We start from the raw sequence: 18,458 nt of genomic DNA on the forward strand, positions 1-18,458 counted from the left end.
GGGTGATGCCGAAGCGTCCGTCTCACCTGAGAACCGTCAGAAGTGATGAGCAATCTCAAATAAGGAGAGGAAAACATGAAAAGGATCAAACGAGTTCTGGCAGGGGCTTTGGCAGGCGGCATGCTTGCGGGAAGCTTCGGGATAACCGCATCGGCGGCAGGCTCTTACACCGCCGTTGCCGATCCGTCTTTGCAGTATCAGACGATTGAAGGCTGGGGAACTTCGCTGGCCTGGTGGGGAAAGGTAGTAGGCGGTTATGCCAACAAGGATGAATACGCGGACAAAATGTTCAGCACGACAAGCGGGATTGGCCTAAACGTTCTCCGCTACAACATCGGAGGCGGCGAGAATCCAAGCTTGAGTTACCTGGAATACCGGAAGGCCGTGCCCGGCTTCCAGCCGACGCAAGGCGTATATGATTGGACGGCCGACGCGAACCAGCGGTACATGCTCCAAGCCGCAAAAACAAGAGGCGCCAACGTATTTGAAGCCTTCTCCAATTCCGCTCCTTACTGGATGACCAATAGCGGCAGCGTTACCGGCGCATCCGGCGGGGCTAATAATTTAAAGAGCGATTATTACGATGATTTTGCCGATTATTTGACGGAGGTCGTCAAGCATTTCCGCGACAGCTGGGGGATTACCTTCAAGACCCTGACCCCGCTGAACGAGCCGGTATCCACTTGGTGGTCGCTTGGCAACAATCAGGAAGGCATGCACTTCGACCGGGCTAATCAGGATACGATTCTGAGCCAGGTGAATGCCTCCCTTGCCGCGAAGGGTCTCACGGGAACCAAGCTGAGCGCCCCGGAAGAATACAGCATAGATGATTCCGTAACCTCTTATAACAGCTACTCAAGCGCAGTCAAATCGGCATTGGCACAGGTCAACACGCATACGTACGGCGGAACGAACAGAGCGGCCTTCCGCAACATCGCGGCATCCAACGGGAAGACGCCTTGGGTCTCGGAGTACGGAGACGGGGATGCCAGCGGCCTCACGATGTCCCGCACCATCTTGAAGGACATCCGCAACATGGGCGTAACCGCGTGGGTTTATTGGCAGGCGGTAGATAGCGCGGATGGGTGGGGCTTTTTCAAAAACGTGCTGAACAGCACGCAGACGACAAGCTACACGGTGAACAAAAAATATTACGTCATGGGAAATTACAGCAAATTTATCCGCCCGGGCTACAAGATTATCGGCATGAGCGATGCCAATACGCTGGCGGCTTACGATGCGGCCTCCAGCAAGCTTGTGCTGGTTACAACCAACAGCGCGACAACGGATACCTCCGTCACCTATGACCTTGGCAAGTTTACGGCCGCAGGCAGCTCCGCTGCGGTATACCGGACCTCCGCAACAGAGGATCTTGCCCAGCTCTCTAATGCGGTCGTCTCGAACAAAACGTTTACCGCTACGGCCAAAGCAAGCTCGGTTACGACATACGTGATCTCCAACGTTACCTACACCGGCACAACGGGCTATCCTTCCGCGGCAATCTATAAGATTGTCAACAAGAACAGCGGGTTGGTAATGGACGTAAACGGCGCTTCAACTTCAAATGGCGCATCGGTTGTTCAATACACGGATAACGGCGGCAGCAATCAGCGCTGGAAGCTTGTCTCGGCAGGCAACGGTTATTACAAGATTCAGAACGTGAACAGCGGACTGTTGCTGGATGTGAACCAGGGCTCCACAACCGGCGGTACCGCGTTGATTCAATACCAGGACAATGGCGGATATAATCAGCAGTGGCTCCCCGTGGACGCCGGAGGATCGGTTATTCTCGTGAACCGGAACAGCGGCTTGACCGCGGATGTGAATCAAGCCTCGACGGCAAGCGGGGCATCCGTCATTCAATGGTCCGACAACAACGGGGCAAATCAGCAGTGGACGTTGGTTAAAGTCAATTGAAATTATAGGGAGATTGGCGGATAGCGGCTGCTTAAATCCGTTTCTTTAGCAACCTAACTTTGGTATAATTTCAACTATATTAGATGTTCCAGAGGAGAACCTATCAGATGAAGCAAGTGACCGTATACGATATAGCGAAGGAAGCCAAGGTGTCCGTTGCAACCGTTTCGCGCGTACTTAATGACACCGCTCCCGTACGCGCTTCCACGAGGGAAAAGATCGAAGCTATCATGCAAAAATATCAGTTTCAGCCCAATGCGAACGCAAGGAGCCTGCTGAAGAAAGAAACGGGAATAATCGGCGTTATTCTGCCGGATATTACGAACCCGTTTTTTCCCGAAGTTTTTTCCGGCGCGGAGCAGGAAGGAAGGGAATCCGGCCATACTTTTTTCCTCTGCAATACGATAGGCTTGCATGACAAGGAATCGGAGTTCTTGACCATCATGCAGGAGAAGCGGGTCGACGGCATTCTGTTTATGGGCGGACGGATTAACCTGAAGGATTGCAGTCCTGCCTTGATTCAGGAGGTTGTGGAGCATTCGCAGAAAATTCCGATGGTGCTCGTAAACGGCAATTTGAAGGATTCCGGCATTACCCGCGTCGTAACGGACGAATATGCGGGCACCGTTCTGGCGGTCAAGCATTTACTCGAAACCGGCCATAAGAAGATCGGCTTTATCGGCGGACAGATTCATATGGCAACTACAGCCGTCAAGATCAGGGCTTATAAGAAGACTTTAAAGGATGCGGGTCTTGCCGTGCGGGAGGACTGGATCCTGCCGGACAGCTTCTCCGTTGATTCCGGACGGACGCAAATGGAGGCCTTGCTGCAATTGAAGGACCGGCCGACGGCGGTATGCTGCGTTAACGATTTTACGGCAATCGGGGCGATTAAAGCGGCGGTGGAGCAGGGACTTCGCGTACCGGAGGATATCTCGATCGTTGGGTTCGACGATATTCCGCTTGCTCATCACGTGATTCCCGAGCTGACAACCGTATCGCAGCAGGCGAATAGCCTTGGACGGACGGCGGTGCGGGTGCTCCGAGATCTGATGAACAAGGAAAAGGTCAAGAAAGTGTACTCCCTGGAGCCGGAACTTATTGTCAGACAAAGCACAAAGCCGTTAGCCGATGGATAATCAGAACAAAAAATCGCCTTCACCCGTATGCACGATTTCAGGGTGAGGGCGATTTCTTCATTCCTTCGGGTCCTGCAGCGTGCGGAGCAGGAAAAACTGCTTCGCGAGAAAAACAGGGGTATACGGCATGTCCGCCCGAAGCCAGGACACTATCGTGCCGATCAAGGCGGCGGAGCTGTACCACACCGCAATATCCTTCTGAATATTGGCCTTGGCCACAAAAGAAGCATTTCCCCGTTTGTCTATCCCGTCCGAGATCAGCTTGGTCAACAGCCGCAGCAACCGCTCGGTAAAGATCGTCGTGCGGTGAGACGCCAGAATGATCTTGTAAAATTTCGAATGCTCCGCGATATGCTCCAGCAGCTTTACAAGCATCGTTGTATTGATTACCTCCGGGGAGTCGGATTTTACGGTAGACCGGTCAAGAACCTGATGAATGTCTTCGATCATATCATCGGCCATTTTCTCCAGCATGTCCGGGATGTCTTTATAATGAAGATAAAAAGTAACCCGGTTAATCGTAGCGCGCTCGGCAAGCTTGTTAACCGAAATTTTCTCGATGTCCATTTCCTCGAGCAGATCGATAAAGGCATCTCTTAGCAGCTGACGCGTCCGGAGGATACGGGGGTCGGTCCGGGTTGTTGTTTTATCCATCGTTACTGCATTCCTTTCCTTTAGTAACTAATTACCTAGTAGTAAACTACAATTTCTTTTTTGACTGTATTATTTTCTTTGCTAAAGCTACAAAAATTCAATTTCTGTAAACTAATTTACACTTTTGCCTGGAATCGTTGCTTGTAAAAGGGGCGGCTCGAGCTATAATTTAATTTATACAATGTTCACTATACGACACATTGTAAATTTAGTCTAGAGAGACAAGAAAGAAGGATGGAGCGGTTGAGTAAAGGTTTACAAGCAGACGGTTCTGTCAAAAAGGGGCCCATTTTATTTGTTATGATTTTAGGCGCTTTTATTGCGACGCTGAACCAGACGATTATGAGCGTAGCCGGCCCCGAGCTGATGAATGACTTCGGCATATCGGCGACTACGGTCCAATGGCTGACGACCGGATACATGCTGGTCAACGGTATTTTAATTCCGATTACAGCCTTTTTGATGCAAAGATTTACGACGCGCGAGCTGTTCCAGACGTCAATGGTTTTATTCCTGGCAGGTACCGTCGTATCGGCGCTCGCATCGGATTTCAACGTATTGCTTATCGGACGATTGATTCAAGCGGCTGGCGCCGGTATCATCATGCCGCTACTCATGACCGTTATCTTAACCTTGTTCCCGCCCGAGAAGCGGGGCGGCGCAATGGGGATGGTTGGTTTCGCCATTATCTTCGCACCGGCGATTGGCCCAACTCTTGCCGGCTGGGTGCTCGAGAACTTTAAATGGGAAATGATGTTCTACGGCATGATTCCGCTTGCGGTTATCGTTATCATTTGCGGATATGTTTTTCTCACGAATGTTTCGGAGCGTTCGTATCCGAAGATCGATGTGATCAGCGTCATCTTGTCCACGATCGGTTTTGGCGCTTTGCTGTACGGCTTCAGCCGTGCGGGCAGCGCAGGATGGGAAAGCGCGGAGGTGCTTATCACGATTATCGGAGGCTTTATCGCCCTGGTGCTGTTTGTATGGCGTCAGCTCATTTCCGACAATCCGCTGCTTGATCTGCGTGCCTTTAAATACAATATGTACAGCTTAACGACGTTTATCAACATTGCGATTACGATGATTATGTATGCGGATATGATGCTGCTTCCGCTTTACCTGCAGAATGCGCGCGGTTATACCGCGATGGAATCGGGTCTGCTTCTGCTTCCGGGCGCGCTTATCATGGGCTTCCTGATGCCCGTTACAGGCAGACTGTTCGATAAATTCGGCGCCAAATGGCTATCCGTTGCCGGCATGATTATCGTTATCGTGACAACTCTCGGTTTCATTAATCTGACGGATACCACCAGCTATACGTATCTGGTTCTCATGTCGACCGGACGCCGTATCGGCATGGCGCTCCTGATGATGCCTGTTCAGACAGCGGGCCTCAATCAATTGCCTAACCGTCTGAACGCGCATGGCACCGCGATCTCGAACACGATCAGGCAGGTAGCGGGTGCGGTTGGCACGTCGCTTCTCGTAACGATCCTGACTACGCAAACGAAGTCCCATCTTGAGGATGCGATGACATCCGGGGCAACGGAAGGCATGACGCAACAGCAGATGGTAACGAACGCGACGATCAGCGGCATGAACGATGCCTATCTGGTTATCGTCGGAATTGGCGTTGTGGGTCTGATTCTGACCTTCTTCATCAAACGCGTTGCTCAAGCCTCTGACGAGAAACAGATCACAACGAAGATGAAGGTTCAGGAAGCTAGAGAAATGTAAATGTTACGCAATAAGAAAAGAGCTGCCGCGAGGCAGCTCTTTTTGGCGTTTTGGATATTCCAGAAGATGAACGGACAGCTTGGGCTAATGAAGTCTCCGGATCAAAAGAAGCTATTCGATAAACTATGGAAAGATTGGATATACTACACAACTGAATGCTTAACGTTTGGAGGAGGCATATGCGCTTGATGCGAATAAGAAGCCGGCAACAATCTAACCGCAACCATAGCTCTGACCGATTCGAATCGAATGATCCTCCAATGCTTAGCGATCAGCATGTTGAATTAAGCACAAAGCTTTCTATAAACGAGAAGACGGTTAGGGGAATTTTTGAACAATGCTCCGATATCATTTTTCGTTCCATCAGCAGCAATCCTGAAATTCTTATCGTATATGCGGATGGTTTAATTGACAACAAAACGCTGGATAACATGGTGTTAGCGCCGCTCCTATATGAAGATGCCCCTATATCGGGGCAGATGATTCAAGATAAACTGTTTGCCGTCTCGCAAATTAAAACGGTTTCCACTTTAGGCGAAATAATCGATGGCATTCTGAAGGCGAATATTGTTCTCTTGGCTGACGGAGAAAACAAGGCTCTTGTCGCAGATCTAAAAGGATTCGAGAAACGCTCGATTGAAGAACCGGCTGCGGAAATATCCGTTCGCGGCCCAAGGGACGGATTTACGGAAACGCTGCGTACCAATACCAGCTTAATACGAAGACGAATCCGTAGTTCAAAGCTGAAAATGGAATCCGTTACGATAGGCAAAGTATCCCAGACAGATGTTGTTATTGTATATATTGACGGAATTGTCTCGAACGCAGTGCTGAAGGAAGTCCGCAATAGAATCGACCGGATTGTGATGGACGGGGTGTTGGAATCAGGCTTTATCGAAGAATTTATTGAGGATGCCCCATGGTCTCCATTCCCGCAAGTTCAAAATACCGAGCGGCCCGATATCGTATGCGCAAGTTTGCTCGAAGGAAAAGTCGCGATCCTTGTCGATAACACCCCGTTTGTGTTGATCGTTCCGATGACGTTTTGGACGGGTTTGCAGGCGGTTGAAGATTATTACGAACGTTCGATTTATACAACGTTTATTCGATTTGTCCGTTATTCCTTATTTAATATCGCACTGCTGCTTCCGTCCTTGTACGTCGCGCTCTCAACCTTCCATCAACAGCTTATCCCTACGAACCTGCTCATCAGTATCGCTAATTCGAGGGAGGGCGTTCCTTTTCCTACCTTTGTCGAGGCATTGTTAATGGAGTTTATGTTCGAGGGGCTTCGCGAGGCCGGTATTCGCATGCCTAAAGCCGTAGGCTCGGCCGTCAGCATTGTGGGAGCGCTTGTCATCGGACAAGCTGCCGTGCAAGCAGGCATCGTATCCGCTCCTGTTGTCATTGTTGTTGCCACGACAGGGATCGCCTCCTTTGCCATCCCGCGCTATAATTTCGGGACCGCTTATCGTCTTCTTCGTTTTCCAATGCTGATAATGGCGGGTATGCTGGGCTTATACGGGATTGTAAGCGGATTATTCCTGTTGATCATCCATCTTCTTGGCTTACGGTCGTTTGGAGTTCCGTATATGACTCCGGTCATTCCGCATATATCTCAAGGCTTGAAGGATATATTCATACGCGCGCCAAGGTGGAGTATGACCCAGCGTTCCGCCTTTTCATCAGGGGCAAATAAGACCCGCATTCCGGAAGGCCAACAACCACGTTCAAAGAAAGGGAAAGCAGACGAATGAAAAAGTTGCGCAGGACCAGCTTGTTCTGTTTGGTTCTCTCTTTTACCTTAGTATCGGGCTGTTGGGATAGTTCGGAAGTAAATGAGATAGCGGTCGAACTTGCATGGGGGATCGACAATGCCCCGGACAAGAAAGTGATGATCAGTGCCCAGACGATCATTCCGACCAAAATAAGCGGCGGACAGCAGAACGGCAAAGGCGGAGGAGGCCAGGATAAACCGTTCTTTGTTGTTTCGGGTGTCGGAATGAATACGCTCGAGGCGGTAAAGCAGATGCAGACTAAGCTTTCCAGGCAAGTGTTTCGCGGTCATCGGCGGGTCATCGTAATTGGTGAATCCATGGCTAGACAAGGTGTTAATGAGATATTCGATACGTATACCCGTGATCCGACACTCAAGCTGCGAACCGATATATTTATCGTCAAGGGAGGTACGGCAAGGGATTTTCTAAAAATATCGTATCCGTTGGAAATCATTCCTGCCCTTGGGGTTTTGGGGGAATATGGTCAAATGGGAACGCCCGTGGAAATGGGATTGTTGAACTTTTTGCATGCTGCAACGAGCGAAGGAGCTTGCCCTGTCGTACCTGCAATAACCATCGGCATGAACTCCGTGCCGCAAGGTCAAGAAAATCAGAATGAGCAATCCGGTTCCAATCATAATGGGTTCCGGATTGCAGGTACAGGAATTTTTAATAAAGAGCTGAAATTAGTCGGGTTTTTAGATTTAGAGGAAGGCCTCGCCATGCGCTGGGTAAACGGCAATCTGCACAGTCTGACGGTATCCGCAGCAATACCGCAAGAGGAGGGGAATGTCAGTATTAATCTTTATAAGATGCAAAGCAAGATTCAGCCAGCACTCCAGAAGGGCAAGTTGAAAATTTTTGTTACATTAACGGGACAAGGAGCTATTCGTGAAAATAACACCAGGCTGGACTTAACACAGACGAATAATATTAGCCTGGTGCAAAACGCGTTGGACAAACAGGTCAATGAAACCGTCTCACGGACGATTGCCAAAGTGCAGAGAAAATACGGGACAGACGTGTTTGGATTCAGTGATACTATTAGAAGAAAAAACTTGGCATTATGGAGATCGATAAGGAATAACTGGGAAGAACAATTTAGGGAAGCGGAGATTTCTGTAAACGCAAAGATAACGGTTCGACGGATAGGGGTAACAGGACCCTCCTTGCAATTAAAAGCAGACGAGATCAAGAAATGAAGAAGTTCATTTCATCAATTGCCGAAGCCAATTAACTAGGAGAAGAATCGCAGGCAAAACCAAGTACATGGGCACCCATATATAAGGAACCAATATTTCGAAGTGATGACGGTAAATGTGCTCCGCAATATTTTTGGACATAGTCAATCCAAGAATGAGGGAGATGGCGCAGGACGGGATGACAAGCACACGGTAACTCTTCATATTCGTTAATTGTTGAATCCCTCTGACCGCCGCAAACATTAAGACGACGCTTTTTAGCAGCGCCGTCATTAATAAATAAAGCACGCCGAACATCTGTAAGTTTTCAATGAATTTTCCGATACTGATCAAACTAAGCAGGGTGTAAAGAGGGTACAGGAAACCGGAAAACATATCTCCGAAAACGGAAATCGCCATGACATCGAATAAGGTAACCATGATTCCGGAAAGCAAAGACGCGAGAATCGTAATTCTCAACACTTTATTGGGCTCTTTGGTCTCTGTCCAGAACATAGCAAGGGTAATGGTTTCTCCAAAGGATTGAGTGATGCCGGAGGGATAAACGGTCTTCATGACGGGCGCCCAGCCTTGTTCCAAAACAGGCAGCAAATTATGGAATTTCATAACATTGGAGCCTATGAGAAGAACGGCTTCAATACAAAACAAGAGCAATACGATCGGGAGAAACATTTCCCCCAGCCGGGAAATGCGTTCAATGCCACTATATACGCAATAGGCTATAATAAAGATAAAAACGCCTGAGATGACGATAAGCGGTGTATTAAACAAGATGGTAGTTGAAACCATATCCCGGATATCCGCTGTAATCCGTCCAACAATATAGATAAACAATAGGGGGTATAGAAATGCAATCGGAGTTCCGATCCATCGGCCAAATTGCGCGGGAAACCATTGCACAAGGGTTAGCCCCGGATTCATGCGCATCAAGGCGAGGAAGATTAGAACCACTACCAAGCCGAAGAAACAAGATATCAATTCCCCGATCCATGCATCCTTGCCCGCCTGAGCGCCAAAGCCGAAAATAATCGTAGTGCCTATTTGAAAAATAAAGGTGATTGCGAACAACTGATAGACCGTAATTTTACTCATCTTAACCTCGCAATTCCCATGATGAATTTTTTGAACAGTTATCATCTATTTTTCCAAATTCATCCTTTCTTATTCCGTCGGGGGATCGCGGGAAATCCTTCAATTGCTGCTTTGGACGGTAGTCTGCTTTTGTCCGGGGTGGTATAATAAAGCAATTATTGAGACTTTTCCCATCGTTTGAGTTGGCAAGGCGAAAGGTGGCGTTGCGATGAAAAGAAGCCGTATGAATCTGCTGATCCAGCATCTCGTCTCCTACTTTCTGGTATTGCTGTTCCCGCTCTTGATTATTTTGATCTACTATTATCCCCACTCCACGGCGGTCGTCAAGCAGAAGGAGATGGACTGGAATACGCATCTTACGGAGCAGGTAAGGACATCGATGGATACGTTTACGCGTTATGTATACAATCTGCCGTTCGAGCTGTTGAAAAACAGGGAAATCAAATTGTACAACGCCGAAGACATTGACTACCAACGCGTGCAAATCGCAAACGAAATGCGCAAATACAATGCCACGGACGGCTTTATCGACAACACCCTGCTTTATATCGAGAGTATGGGCTATTTATTCGCCAAAACAGGAAGCGCTTACAATGCGGGCGACTTCGGCAAGCCGGGCATCGGCTATTACTATAAAGACTGGCCGAATATGTTTAACGAGCTGAATCATTTGAAGGGGACGTTAGTTCGGCCGGTTGAGGATGTCATCATTCCGGGCAGCAATCATGTCCGCATGCTTACCTTCGCTCTGCCGCTTCCGATTGGCGGCTACGAGACGCCGGGAGCGGTACTCATTATGGTCCGCGAGGATACGATTATCCGGATGCTGAACTCGATGTCGGAGATGTACAGCGGAGACTTCTTTATACTGGATGGAGAGGGCGTTCCTCTGCTCACCTCCAGGAAAGGATCGTACATACCCACCAACGAAGTGCAAAGCTTCCTGAGCGGATTGGGTAAGAGCGGCAAGGGAGCGGGCTTTTACGAGAAAGACGGCCGCTCTTATATTATCTCGCATACCATATCCGACAAGAACGGCTGGCAGTATGTAAGCGTCCTGCCTGTAACCGAGATGCTGCAGGGCATTCAGACGATCCAGCGCAATACCGTTCTTCTGATTGGCATCATGCTGCTGCTCGAATTTCTTATCATCTACGTGGCGATCCGCCGGAACTATCAGCCGATCAAGCGGATTGTGGATTTTGCCTCCAATTTGTTCGAGACCGGCGGCAGGAAGCCAATGAACGAATTCGAAGTGATCTCTTTCGCTCTTGGCGAGCTTGTGTCCGTGAATACCTCCCTTGATGCGAGAGTGAAGCAGACGATGCCGGTGCTTCGGGATCATATGCTGCTGGAATTGGTAAGCGGGAAAGCGGGCAATGACGAAGCGTTTACGAGGCAGGCGGCTTCGTACGGCATAGCATTCCCGCACGAAGCGGTTGCCGTTGCCGTATTGTCGATCGAATCTCCAAAGAGCGGTGACGGGACGGATTGCCGGGCAGCAGAGTTTTTGAGAACAATGGAGGCGGAGCAGCCAAGCGAGAGTACCGGGTATTTTCTAAAGAGCATTTACAGTCACGAAATGATATACGTCTGCTCCCACGAGGCAGGCTTTGCGATAAAGCCGTATTTGGAGGATACCGGCAGGCAGCTGGAAGACCGGACAGGGGCAAAGGTCTATATCGGCATAGGGACCTCGAGCAAGCCCGAACGGGCAGAAGCCGTTCACGTCGCTTATCTGCAGGCGATTCGGGCAATGGAGCATCTTCAGCTGCGCGGAGGCAGTCCGGTTATCGTCTTCGATGAAATAGAGACGCCAAAAGCCGGCTCCGTATCCTACTACGCGGAGCTGCTGCAATCGCTCGAGTTGTCGATTTTGAAAAATGATGCCGGTGCGGTACGCTCGATTACGGACCGTATCATAGCCCAGATGAGCAGCGCGGGAATGCCGCCGCATATGGTCCGAAGCGTTTATATTAACACGGTGAGCGCCTTGCTTAACGGGCTGCAGCGATTTAGCCCGGAGGACGATGTCCTGCTCCGGCTTACGGATACGGCTTACCAGTTCCGGTATACGGTGGAGCAGATGGCCGATATCGTCCGGGACAGCTGCGAGCGGTTATGCCTCATGATCCAGAATACCTTGCAGCCTGTCCGAAATGCATCCCGGGACGACATTACGCGCTTTATCGAGAATAGGGGGTTAAACCCTGATTTCTCCCTTCAGCTGATTGCGGACCATTTTGCCATGTCGCCGTCCAACTTCAGCCATCACTTCAAGAAAACGATGGGCCAGAACTTTAAAGAATACATCGATTTATTCCGCATACAAACCTCTATTCAGCTGCTCAGGACGACGAACCAGACCTTGGAAGGCGTTGCCCAGCAAACGGGCTTCTCCAATACGTCGAGCTTTATCCGTTGCTTCAAAAAAATCGTAGGCACGACGCCCGGGCAATACCGGGAAACGCATAAGCTTATTTCCTGACATGCTGCACCTGCATCGCTGGCAAGCCTGCCGAATCGCTCGGCAGGCTTTGTTGTTGCCCTAGCAATAAAATGGCTCTCTTCCAGCCAAGAATCAGCCTTCTGCGCCTGGCAAGCGGCATTTTTTGAACATCCACAATAATTGAACAAGCAAAAATCGAAGCGTTTTCACCGGCGGTTAGTTAAACGCTTTCAAAAAATGCCAACCGTTCGAAAACTGTCCGTATACGGTATACCGCCGTACCGATTAGTGTGGATGTACCGGGCGGCGACGCCTCGGTGCGGCGCATCGGCTTTCGATGCGGCTGCCATCTTATTAATTGAATTGAGGGGGCAATTACATGCGGAAGAAAGTAGTCGGCATCATTACCGTCATGCTTGCTGCAACGACCATTATGTCGGCGTGCAGCAGCAACTCGAATTCGGGCGGAAGCAATACGGGAAGCAGTCCTGCGGCGGACGGCTCCGCCGGCAGCGGCGGCAATAGCGGCAAGAAAGTAAAGCTTACGGCGATTATGACCAAACATGCTTTGACGAAACCACTTAAGGATATGGAATGGCTGCAGCAGGTGGAGGAGAAGGCCGGCGTTGAGATTGATTGGCAGGAAATTACGGCCGACTGGGACCAGAAGAAAGGAACGCTGCTGGCAAGCGGAGATGTGCCGGATCTCTTTATCGGTCCTAACGTCATTACGGATGCGGATATGGCGCAATTCCAAGGGCTGTTTCAGGATCTGTCGGGCATGCTGGATAAGCTGCCTAACGTTCAGGCGATGTTTGACGCCAAGCCGGAGACGAAGAAAATCGCGGAGCAGCCGGACGGCAAAATTTACGGTCTGCCGAAATACCAGCGGTATTGGCCATCCACGGCTACCCGCCAATACATTAATCAGAAATGGCTGGATAACTTGGGCCTCCAAATGCCGACAACCTGGGATGAGCTGTACGATGTGCTTGTAGCGTTCAAAGAGAAGGACGCTAACGGCAACGGAGATCCGAACGACGAGATTCCTATGGATTGGCCTGGCGGAATAGGCGGTTATTTCAATCCGGCTTATCTTCTCGGCGGAGAAGGCATGACGCTGACCGACGGCAGCCCGCAAGGTTATTTCGTGGAGGACGGCGTCGTGAAGAACTATCTGGTCGATGATCGCTACAAACAGCTGGTTGTTTTTCTGAACAAGCTGTATAAAGCCGGCCTGATTAATCCGGAGGTATTCACGCATGATTATACGAAATACCAGTCCGTTGCCAGGGGTGAAGGGGATACGGCGAAGGTTGGCTTTACGATGGGCTGGGTGGCTTCCGACCGCTTTGGCGAGCAGCTTGCGCCGCAATACACCTCGATGTCGCCGCTTAAGGCAACGCCAGACAGCAGCGTATCGTGGAGCTATGATTACAATTCCTTGAACTATGGGGTTAATCAGCTTGTCGTATCGGCCAAATCGAAAAACAAAGACGCCATTATGCGGTTTATAAACGAGCTTTATGCGCCGGACATGGGCATGCAGGTTCTGTTCGGCTCCCTTGGACCCAATATTAAGGATAACGGCGACGGAAGCTACAGCGTGCTGCCGCCGGCCGACTCCAAGATGGATCCCGGCACATGGAAATGGACATCCACGATGGCGGATAACGGAGCGTTCTATATTCCGGATTCGCTTCAGCTCACGCTGGGCAAGGATATGCAGGAGGTTCTGGAGCAATCGAAGCCGATTGACGCGATTCAGATCGACGCGGATAACGACGTGTTCCCTACCTTTCTGAAATATTCGAGCGCCGACAACAGCACCATGGGACTGAACAACACCAACGTCATGAACCTGGCGAATACGAATTTCGCGAAATGGGTAACAAAAGGCGGCGTTGAAGGGGAATGGGACAGCTATGTCAAGGAAAGCGAAAAAGCCGGTTTGAAGCAGAATCTTGAGATTATGCAGAAGTACTACGACGAATACAAAAAGCAATAACGGACCGCGGAATTCGGCATGCCACTTGACGCGGTATGCCGGTTCCGGCTGGCAAAGGAGGTTATCGGCCGATGCGATTATTAGGAGGAGGACTCCGGGCATTAAGACGGGATTATCAGCTGTGGATTATGATTGCGCCCGCGATCGCCGTTGTTCTGATCTTTAACTATATACCGATGTACGGCATTCAGCTGGCTTTCAAGGATTTCGATTTTACGAAGGGCCTAACCGGCGGCGCCTGGAGGGGCATCGATTACTTCAAGCAGTTCATTGACAGCTATCTGTTCACCGATCTGATGCGCAACACGTTCCTCATCAGCCTGGCAACCATTATCGTCGGGTTTCCGGCGCCTATTATTCTGGCGTTGATTCTGAATCAAATACGGCGCAAAAGGTTTAAAAATGTGATGCAGACGACGGTTTATCTGCCGCATTTCATTTCGATTATCGTCCTCGTGGGCATGATGAACGTGCTGATGTCGCCGGAGACCGGCGTTGTTGGCCATATGATGAAGGGGCTGGGGCTTGGCGATATCAACCTGATTGCCTCGACCAATACCTTTATCCCGGTCTACGTCCTGTCGGATATATGGCAGCATTGCGGCTGGAACAGCATTATTTATTTGGCTGCCTTGTCTACGGTTGATCCGCAGCTCTATGACTCTGCGAAGATTGACGGCGCGAGCAGAATGAAGATGATCCGGTATGTCGATCTTCCGGCGCTGGTTCCTACTATTATTATTTTGTTTATTCTGAGCATGGGCAATATTCTAAGCACGGGCTTCGAGAAAATCTTCCTGATGCAAAACGCTCTGAACCTGCCGGTCTCGGAGGTTATCGCCACGTATGTTTACAAAATCGGCATTGTGTCCAATCAGTTCAGCTATGCTTCCGCGATCGGTTTGTTTAATACGCTGATCAACTTTGTCTTCCTGTTTGGGATGAACGCGGCTTCCAAGAAAATGTCCAATACAAGCCTATACTAAGGAAGGAGGGATGCCATATGGCGCTCAAAGGCTTGAAAGGGAGCGAGCTCGCCTTTCATATCGCGCTTTACGCGTTATGCGCGGTTATATTCGTCATTATCTTATATCCGCTCTATTTCATCGTGATTGCCTCGTTTAGCGATTCAACGCTCGTGTCGACCGGGAAGGTGCTGTTTTTTCCGAAGGGCACAAGCCTGTTCGGCTATAAAGAGATTTTCCAGGACAGCCGGGTATGGACCGGCTACCGGAATACGTTGTTTTACACCTTGCTTGGAACGCTGGTCAACATGCTGTTTACGATGCCGGCCGCTTACGTGCTGTCGCGGAAGGAATTCAAAGCGAGACGTCCGATTATGTTTCTCTTTGTCGTCACGATGTTTTTTAACGGCGGACTGATCCCGACCTACCTGCTGATGAAGGATCTTCATATTACGAATACGTTCTGGGTATTTATCCTGCCTTTTTGCGTGAATATCTTCTATCTGATTATAGCCCGCACGTTCTTCGAGACCGCGCTGCCCGCTGAGCTTTACGAGGCGGCGGTGATGGACGGCTGCTCGCATTTCACGTATTTCGCCAAGGTCGCTTTGCCATTGTCCAAGGCTTTGATCTCGGTTATCGGGTTATATTACCTGGTCGGACACTGGAATGATTTCTTTACCGGCTTGATCTATATCCGGGACAATAATCTGCAGCCGCTGCAAATCGTGCTAAGGGATATTCTGCTGTCCAACCAGGTTTTCCAGAATGGAGCGGGTACGGGCGGCGGAGCGGCATCCGGCGGTTATGCCCAGCGATATGCCGACCAGATCAAATACGGCGTTATTATCGTGTCTTCTCTGCCGATTCTGATGCTGTACCCGTTCCTGCAAAAATATTTCGAGAAAGGGGTCATGATTGGTTCCGTAAAAGGATGATTCCATAAGGGGAGAGGAGCTTGCACGAATCTATGAAGCTGAAAAAGCTTGTAATGCTTACGCTGGTATTGTCATTAACCCTGCCGCTTACCGCGATGGGAAGCGGGGAGGGAAATAAGCCGGGCTCCGGCGCTGCGCCGGCGGCTCCGGCCTTCACCGATGTGTCGGTGCACGACCCTTCTATCGTCCGGGACGGGGATTCGTATTACGTATTCGGCTCCCATATCGAAGCGGCCAAGTCTGCCGATCTGATGAACTGGACGACCTTCACCAACGGGTATACGACACCTAATAACGTGCTTTACGGCAATCTCTCGCAAAATCTGGCCGCTTCCTTCAAATGGGCGGGCGAGAATGACTCCGACAGCAAGGGCGGCTTCTCCGTCTGGGCGCCGGACGTGTTCTGGAATGCCGACTACCGCAACGCGGACGGTACAAAAGGCGCTTATATGCTGTATTACTGCACGTCTTCGACGTATATTCGTTCGGCGATTGGCTTTGCGGTATCGCAAAATATCGAGGGCCCGTATACGTACGTAGATACGCTTGTATACTCCGGCTTCACGGCAAACGAAGCTTATGACGCAAACAGCGCCATCAATAAAAAGTGGACCAATACCAACATTCCGCAGCTCATCTCGGCAGGCAAGCTGGACGGCGAGAGCGGCAACTGGTTTAATGCGGACGGAACGTTCGCCAATATCGACTATCCGAATGCCATTGACCCGCAGCTGATGTTCGACAAGAGCGGCAAGCTATGGATGTCCTATGGCTCCTGGTCGGGCGGCATTTTCACCCTGCAGATTGATCCGGCGACCGGCAGAGCCATTTATCCGGGCAAGGATTCGGTAACGAAGGACGGAAGAATGGTAGACCGTTATTTCGGCACCAAGGTCGCGGGCGGTTATTACAAATCCGGCGAAGGGCCTTACATGGTTTACAACAAAGATACGGACTACTACTATTTGTTTGAAACCATCGGCTGGCTAGGGGCGGACGGCGGCTATAACATGAGACTGTACCGTTCGAACAACCCGCTTGGTCCATTCGTGGATGCGGCAGGCAAAAGCGCGGTGCTAGCGGAGGATACCGACAACTCGGCCGTTGGCAACAAGCTGATGGGCAACTTCCTGTTCAAGCGCGAAGTAGGTGATCCGGGAACCGGAATCGGGTACGGCTATGTATCGCCGGGGCATAATTCCTTTTACCAGGATCCGAAGACGGGCAAAATGTTTCTTGTCTTCCATTCCAGATTCCCGCAAAAAGGCGAGGTCCACGAGGTTCGCGTCCATCAAATGTTTATGAACAAGGACGGCTGGCTCGTAGCCGCGCCATATAGGTATTCGGGAGAATCCCTGGAGAAGGTAAACCGCCAGGATCTGATCGGCGACTATAAGTTTATCAATCACGGCAAAGGAACAACGGCCGGTATCGTGGAATCGAGCTATGTTACGCTCGGCAAGAACAACAAAGTGTCGGGCGATGGGAACGGCACATGGAAAACAAACGGCCAAAACGAGGCCGAGCTGACGCTGGACGGCAAGACGTACAAGGGCGTGTTCGTTAAAGGCTGGGATCCGATGTCCGAGTCGTTTGCGATGACTTTTACGGCGATGTCTGATGACGGGGTTACGATCTGGGGCAGCAGGCAGGAGGAGAAGACGGACTCGCAGATTGTACAGGATGTGCTGGCGGATTTGACTGTAGGAGATACAAGCCGCGTCATTGCGAATTTGAATCTTCCATTGGAAGGGGCACGCGAATCATCTATTACTTGGTCTAGCAGTAATCCTTCCGTTGTATCTTCCGAGGGTGTTGTAACCCGGCCGGCTTCCGGCTCGACTGCTGCGACGGTAAATTTAACGGCGGTTGTTAAGAAGGGGACGGTTTCGGAAGCAAAGAACTTCGCCTTAACGGTCCTTCCTTACACGAATGCTTCCCTGTCTGCAAAGTATTCGTTCGAAAATAATGTAATCGACTCGACCGGCAGCTTTGGAGCGGGGTCGGTTACCGGCAACCGGATCGATAACACGGGAGGTACGTTATCTTATTCGGCAGGCGTGGTTGGTCAAGCTGCCGTATTCGACGGCAATTCCGGCGTGCGGCTGCCTAACAAGCTGATCGACGGCAATCAATATTCCGTATCGCTTTGGGTGAAGCCCGACCAGCTGACGACTTATACGACAACCTTTTTCGGCGCCAAGGACGGCTTTAACTGGGTGAGCCTGGTGCCAAAGGGTCCGAATGGCGACAATACGATGGTATGGTCCGGAAGCGGTGTCTGGTATGACGGCATCGCGGGACTTACGATTCCAACCGGTGAATGGACGCATCTCGCGTATTCCGTTGATAACGGCACTTTGACCGTTTACGTTAATGGCGTGCAGAAATTCAGCGGCTCGAATTTCCCGGATATTTTTACCGGGACGGAATCGGTTTTCAGCCTTGGCGTGAACTGGTGGGATGCCCCGTTCAAAGGGCAGCTTGATGAGCTGCAGGTGTATGAGGGAGCTTTGAGTCCGGTTCAAGCAGCCGAATTGGCCAATCGATAGAGCAATAGTTACGGGACGATGCGG

At 50.4% G+C, this 18,458-nt stretch carries 12 protein-coding genes; 10 read left to right on the plus strand and 2 right to left on the minus strand.

Features of this window, described 5'->3' with window-relative positions:
* Positions 1 to 75: 75 nt before the first annotated feature.
* Positions 76 to 1,917, plus strand: coding sequence for an RICIN domain-containing protein (locus FHT67_RS08055; RefSeq protein WP_167197279.1), 1,842 nt, complete (start codon positions 76 to 78; stop codon positions 1,915 to 1,917).
* 107 nt (positions 1,918 to 2,024) lie between these two features.
* Entirely contained in the window at positions 2,025 to 3,056 is a 1,032-nt protein-coding gene (locus FHT67_RS08060; protein WP_132306795.1) for a LacI family DNA-binding transcriptional regulator, read from the plus strand.
* Positions 3,057 to 3,113: 57 nt separating this feature from the next.
* Here the strand turns inward: FHT67_RS08060 and FHT67_RS08065 are convergent, their stop codons facing one another.
* Positions 3,114 to 3,710, minus strand: coding sequence for a TetR/AcrR family transcriptional regulator (locus FHT67_RS08065; RefSeq protein ID WP_167197282.1), 597 nt, complete (start codon positions 3,708 to 3,710; stop codon positions 3,114 to 3,116).
* A 300-nt stretch (positions 3,711 to 4,010) separates the two neighbouring features.
* On the opposite strand from FHT67_RS08065, the gene FHT67_RS08070 reads away from it, so the two are divergent.
* From FHT67_RS08070 to FHT67_RS08080, 3 genes are all read left to right on the plus strand, one after another.
* Positions 4,011 to 5,450, plus strand: a complete 1,440-nt coding sequence (locus tag FHT67_RS08070) for a DHA2 family efflux MFS transporter permease subunit (protein WP_243711645.1) — start codon at positions 4,011 to 4,013, stop codon at positions 5,448 to 5,450.
* Positions 5,451 to 5,638: 188 nt separating this feature from the next.
* Positions 5,639 to 7,207, plus strand: coding sequence for a spore germination protein (locus FHT67_RS08075; RefSeq protein WP_167198375.1), 1,569 nt, complete (start codon positions 5,639 to 5,641; stop codon positions 7,205 to 7,207).
* Positions 7,204 to 8,430 carry a Ger(x)C family spore germination protein gene (locus FHT67_RS08080; protein ID WP_167197285.1) on the plus strand — a complete coding sequence of 409 codons (1,227 nt, stop codon included), beginning with the start codon at positions 7,204 to 7,206 and terminating at the stop codon, positions 8,428 to 8,430. The genes FHT67_RS08075 and FHT67_RS08080 overlap by 4 nt, the downstream gene beginning before the upstream one ends.
* A gap of 6 nt (positions 8,431 to 8,436) precedes the next feature.
* Here FHT67_RS08080 and FHT67_RS08085 read toward each other — a convergent pair whose 3' ends face one another.
* A complete protein-coding gene (locus tag FHT67_RS08085; protein WP_165930653.1) occupies positions 8,437 to 9,522 on the minus strand; it encodes a GerAB/ArcD/ProY family transporter in 1,086 nt (361 codons plus the stop codon).
* Positions 9,523 to 9,730: 208 nt separating this feature from the next.
* Between FHT67_RS08085 and FHT67_RS08090 the strand changes: the two genes are divergently transcribed.
* From FHT67_RS08090 to FHT67_RS08110, 5 genes are all read left to right on the plus strand, one after another.
* Positions 9,731 to 12,010 carry an AraC family transcriptional regulator gene (locus FHT67_RS08090; protein ID WP_167197288.1) on the plus strand — a complete coding sequence of 760 codons (2,280 nt, stop codon included), beginning with the start codon at positions 9,731 to 9,733 and terminating at the stop codon, positions 12,008 to 12,010.
* A 340-nt stretch (positions 12,011 to 12,350) separates the two neighbouring features.
* Entirely contained in the window at positions 12,351 to 13,979 is a 1,629-nt protein-coding gene (locus tag FHT67_RS08095) for an ABC transporter substrate-binding protein (RefSeq protein WP_132306783.1), read from the plus strand.
* Between the two features lie 71 nt (positions 13,980 to 14,050).
* The gene (locus tag FHT67_RS08100) at positions 14,051 to 14,965 is read left to right on the plus strand and encodes an ABC transporter permease (RefSeq protein ID WP_132306781.1); all 915 of its coding nucleotides are present in this window, start codon (positions 14,051 to 14,053) and stop codon (positions 14,963 to 14,965) included.
* 17 nt (positions 14,966 to 14,982) lie between these two features.
* Entirely contained in the window at positions 14,983 to 15,882 is a 900-nt protein-coding gene (locus FHT67_RS08105) for a carbohydrate ABC transporter permease (protein ID WP_132306779.1), read from the plus strand.
* 32 nt (positions 15,883 to 15,914) lie between these two features.
* Positions 15,915 to 18,434: a LamG-like jellyroll fold domain-containing protein gene (locus FHT67_RS08110; RefSeq protein ID WP_243867035.1), complete on the plus strand. Its 2,520-nt coding sequence runs from the start codon at positions 15,915 to 15,917 to the stop codon at positions 18,432 to 18,434.
* The last annotated feature ends 24 nt before the right edge of the window (positions 18,435 to 18,458 follow it).

It is taken from the genome of Paenibacillus sp. BK720, assembly GCF_011761545.1.
Lineage (GTDB): Bacteria > Bacillota > Bacilli > Paenibacillales > Paenibacillaceae > Pristimantibacillus.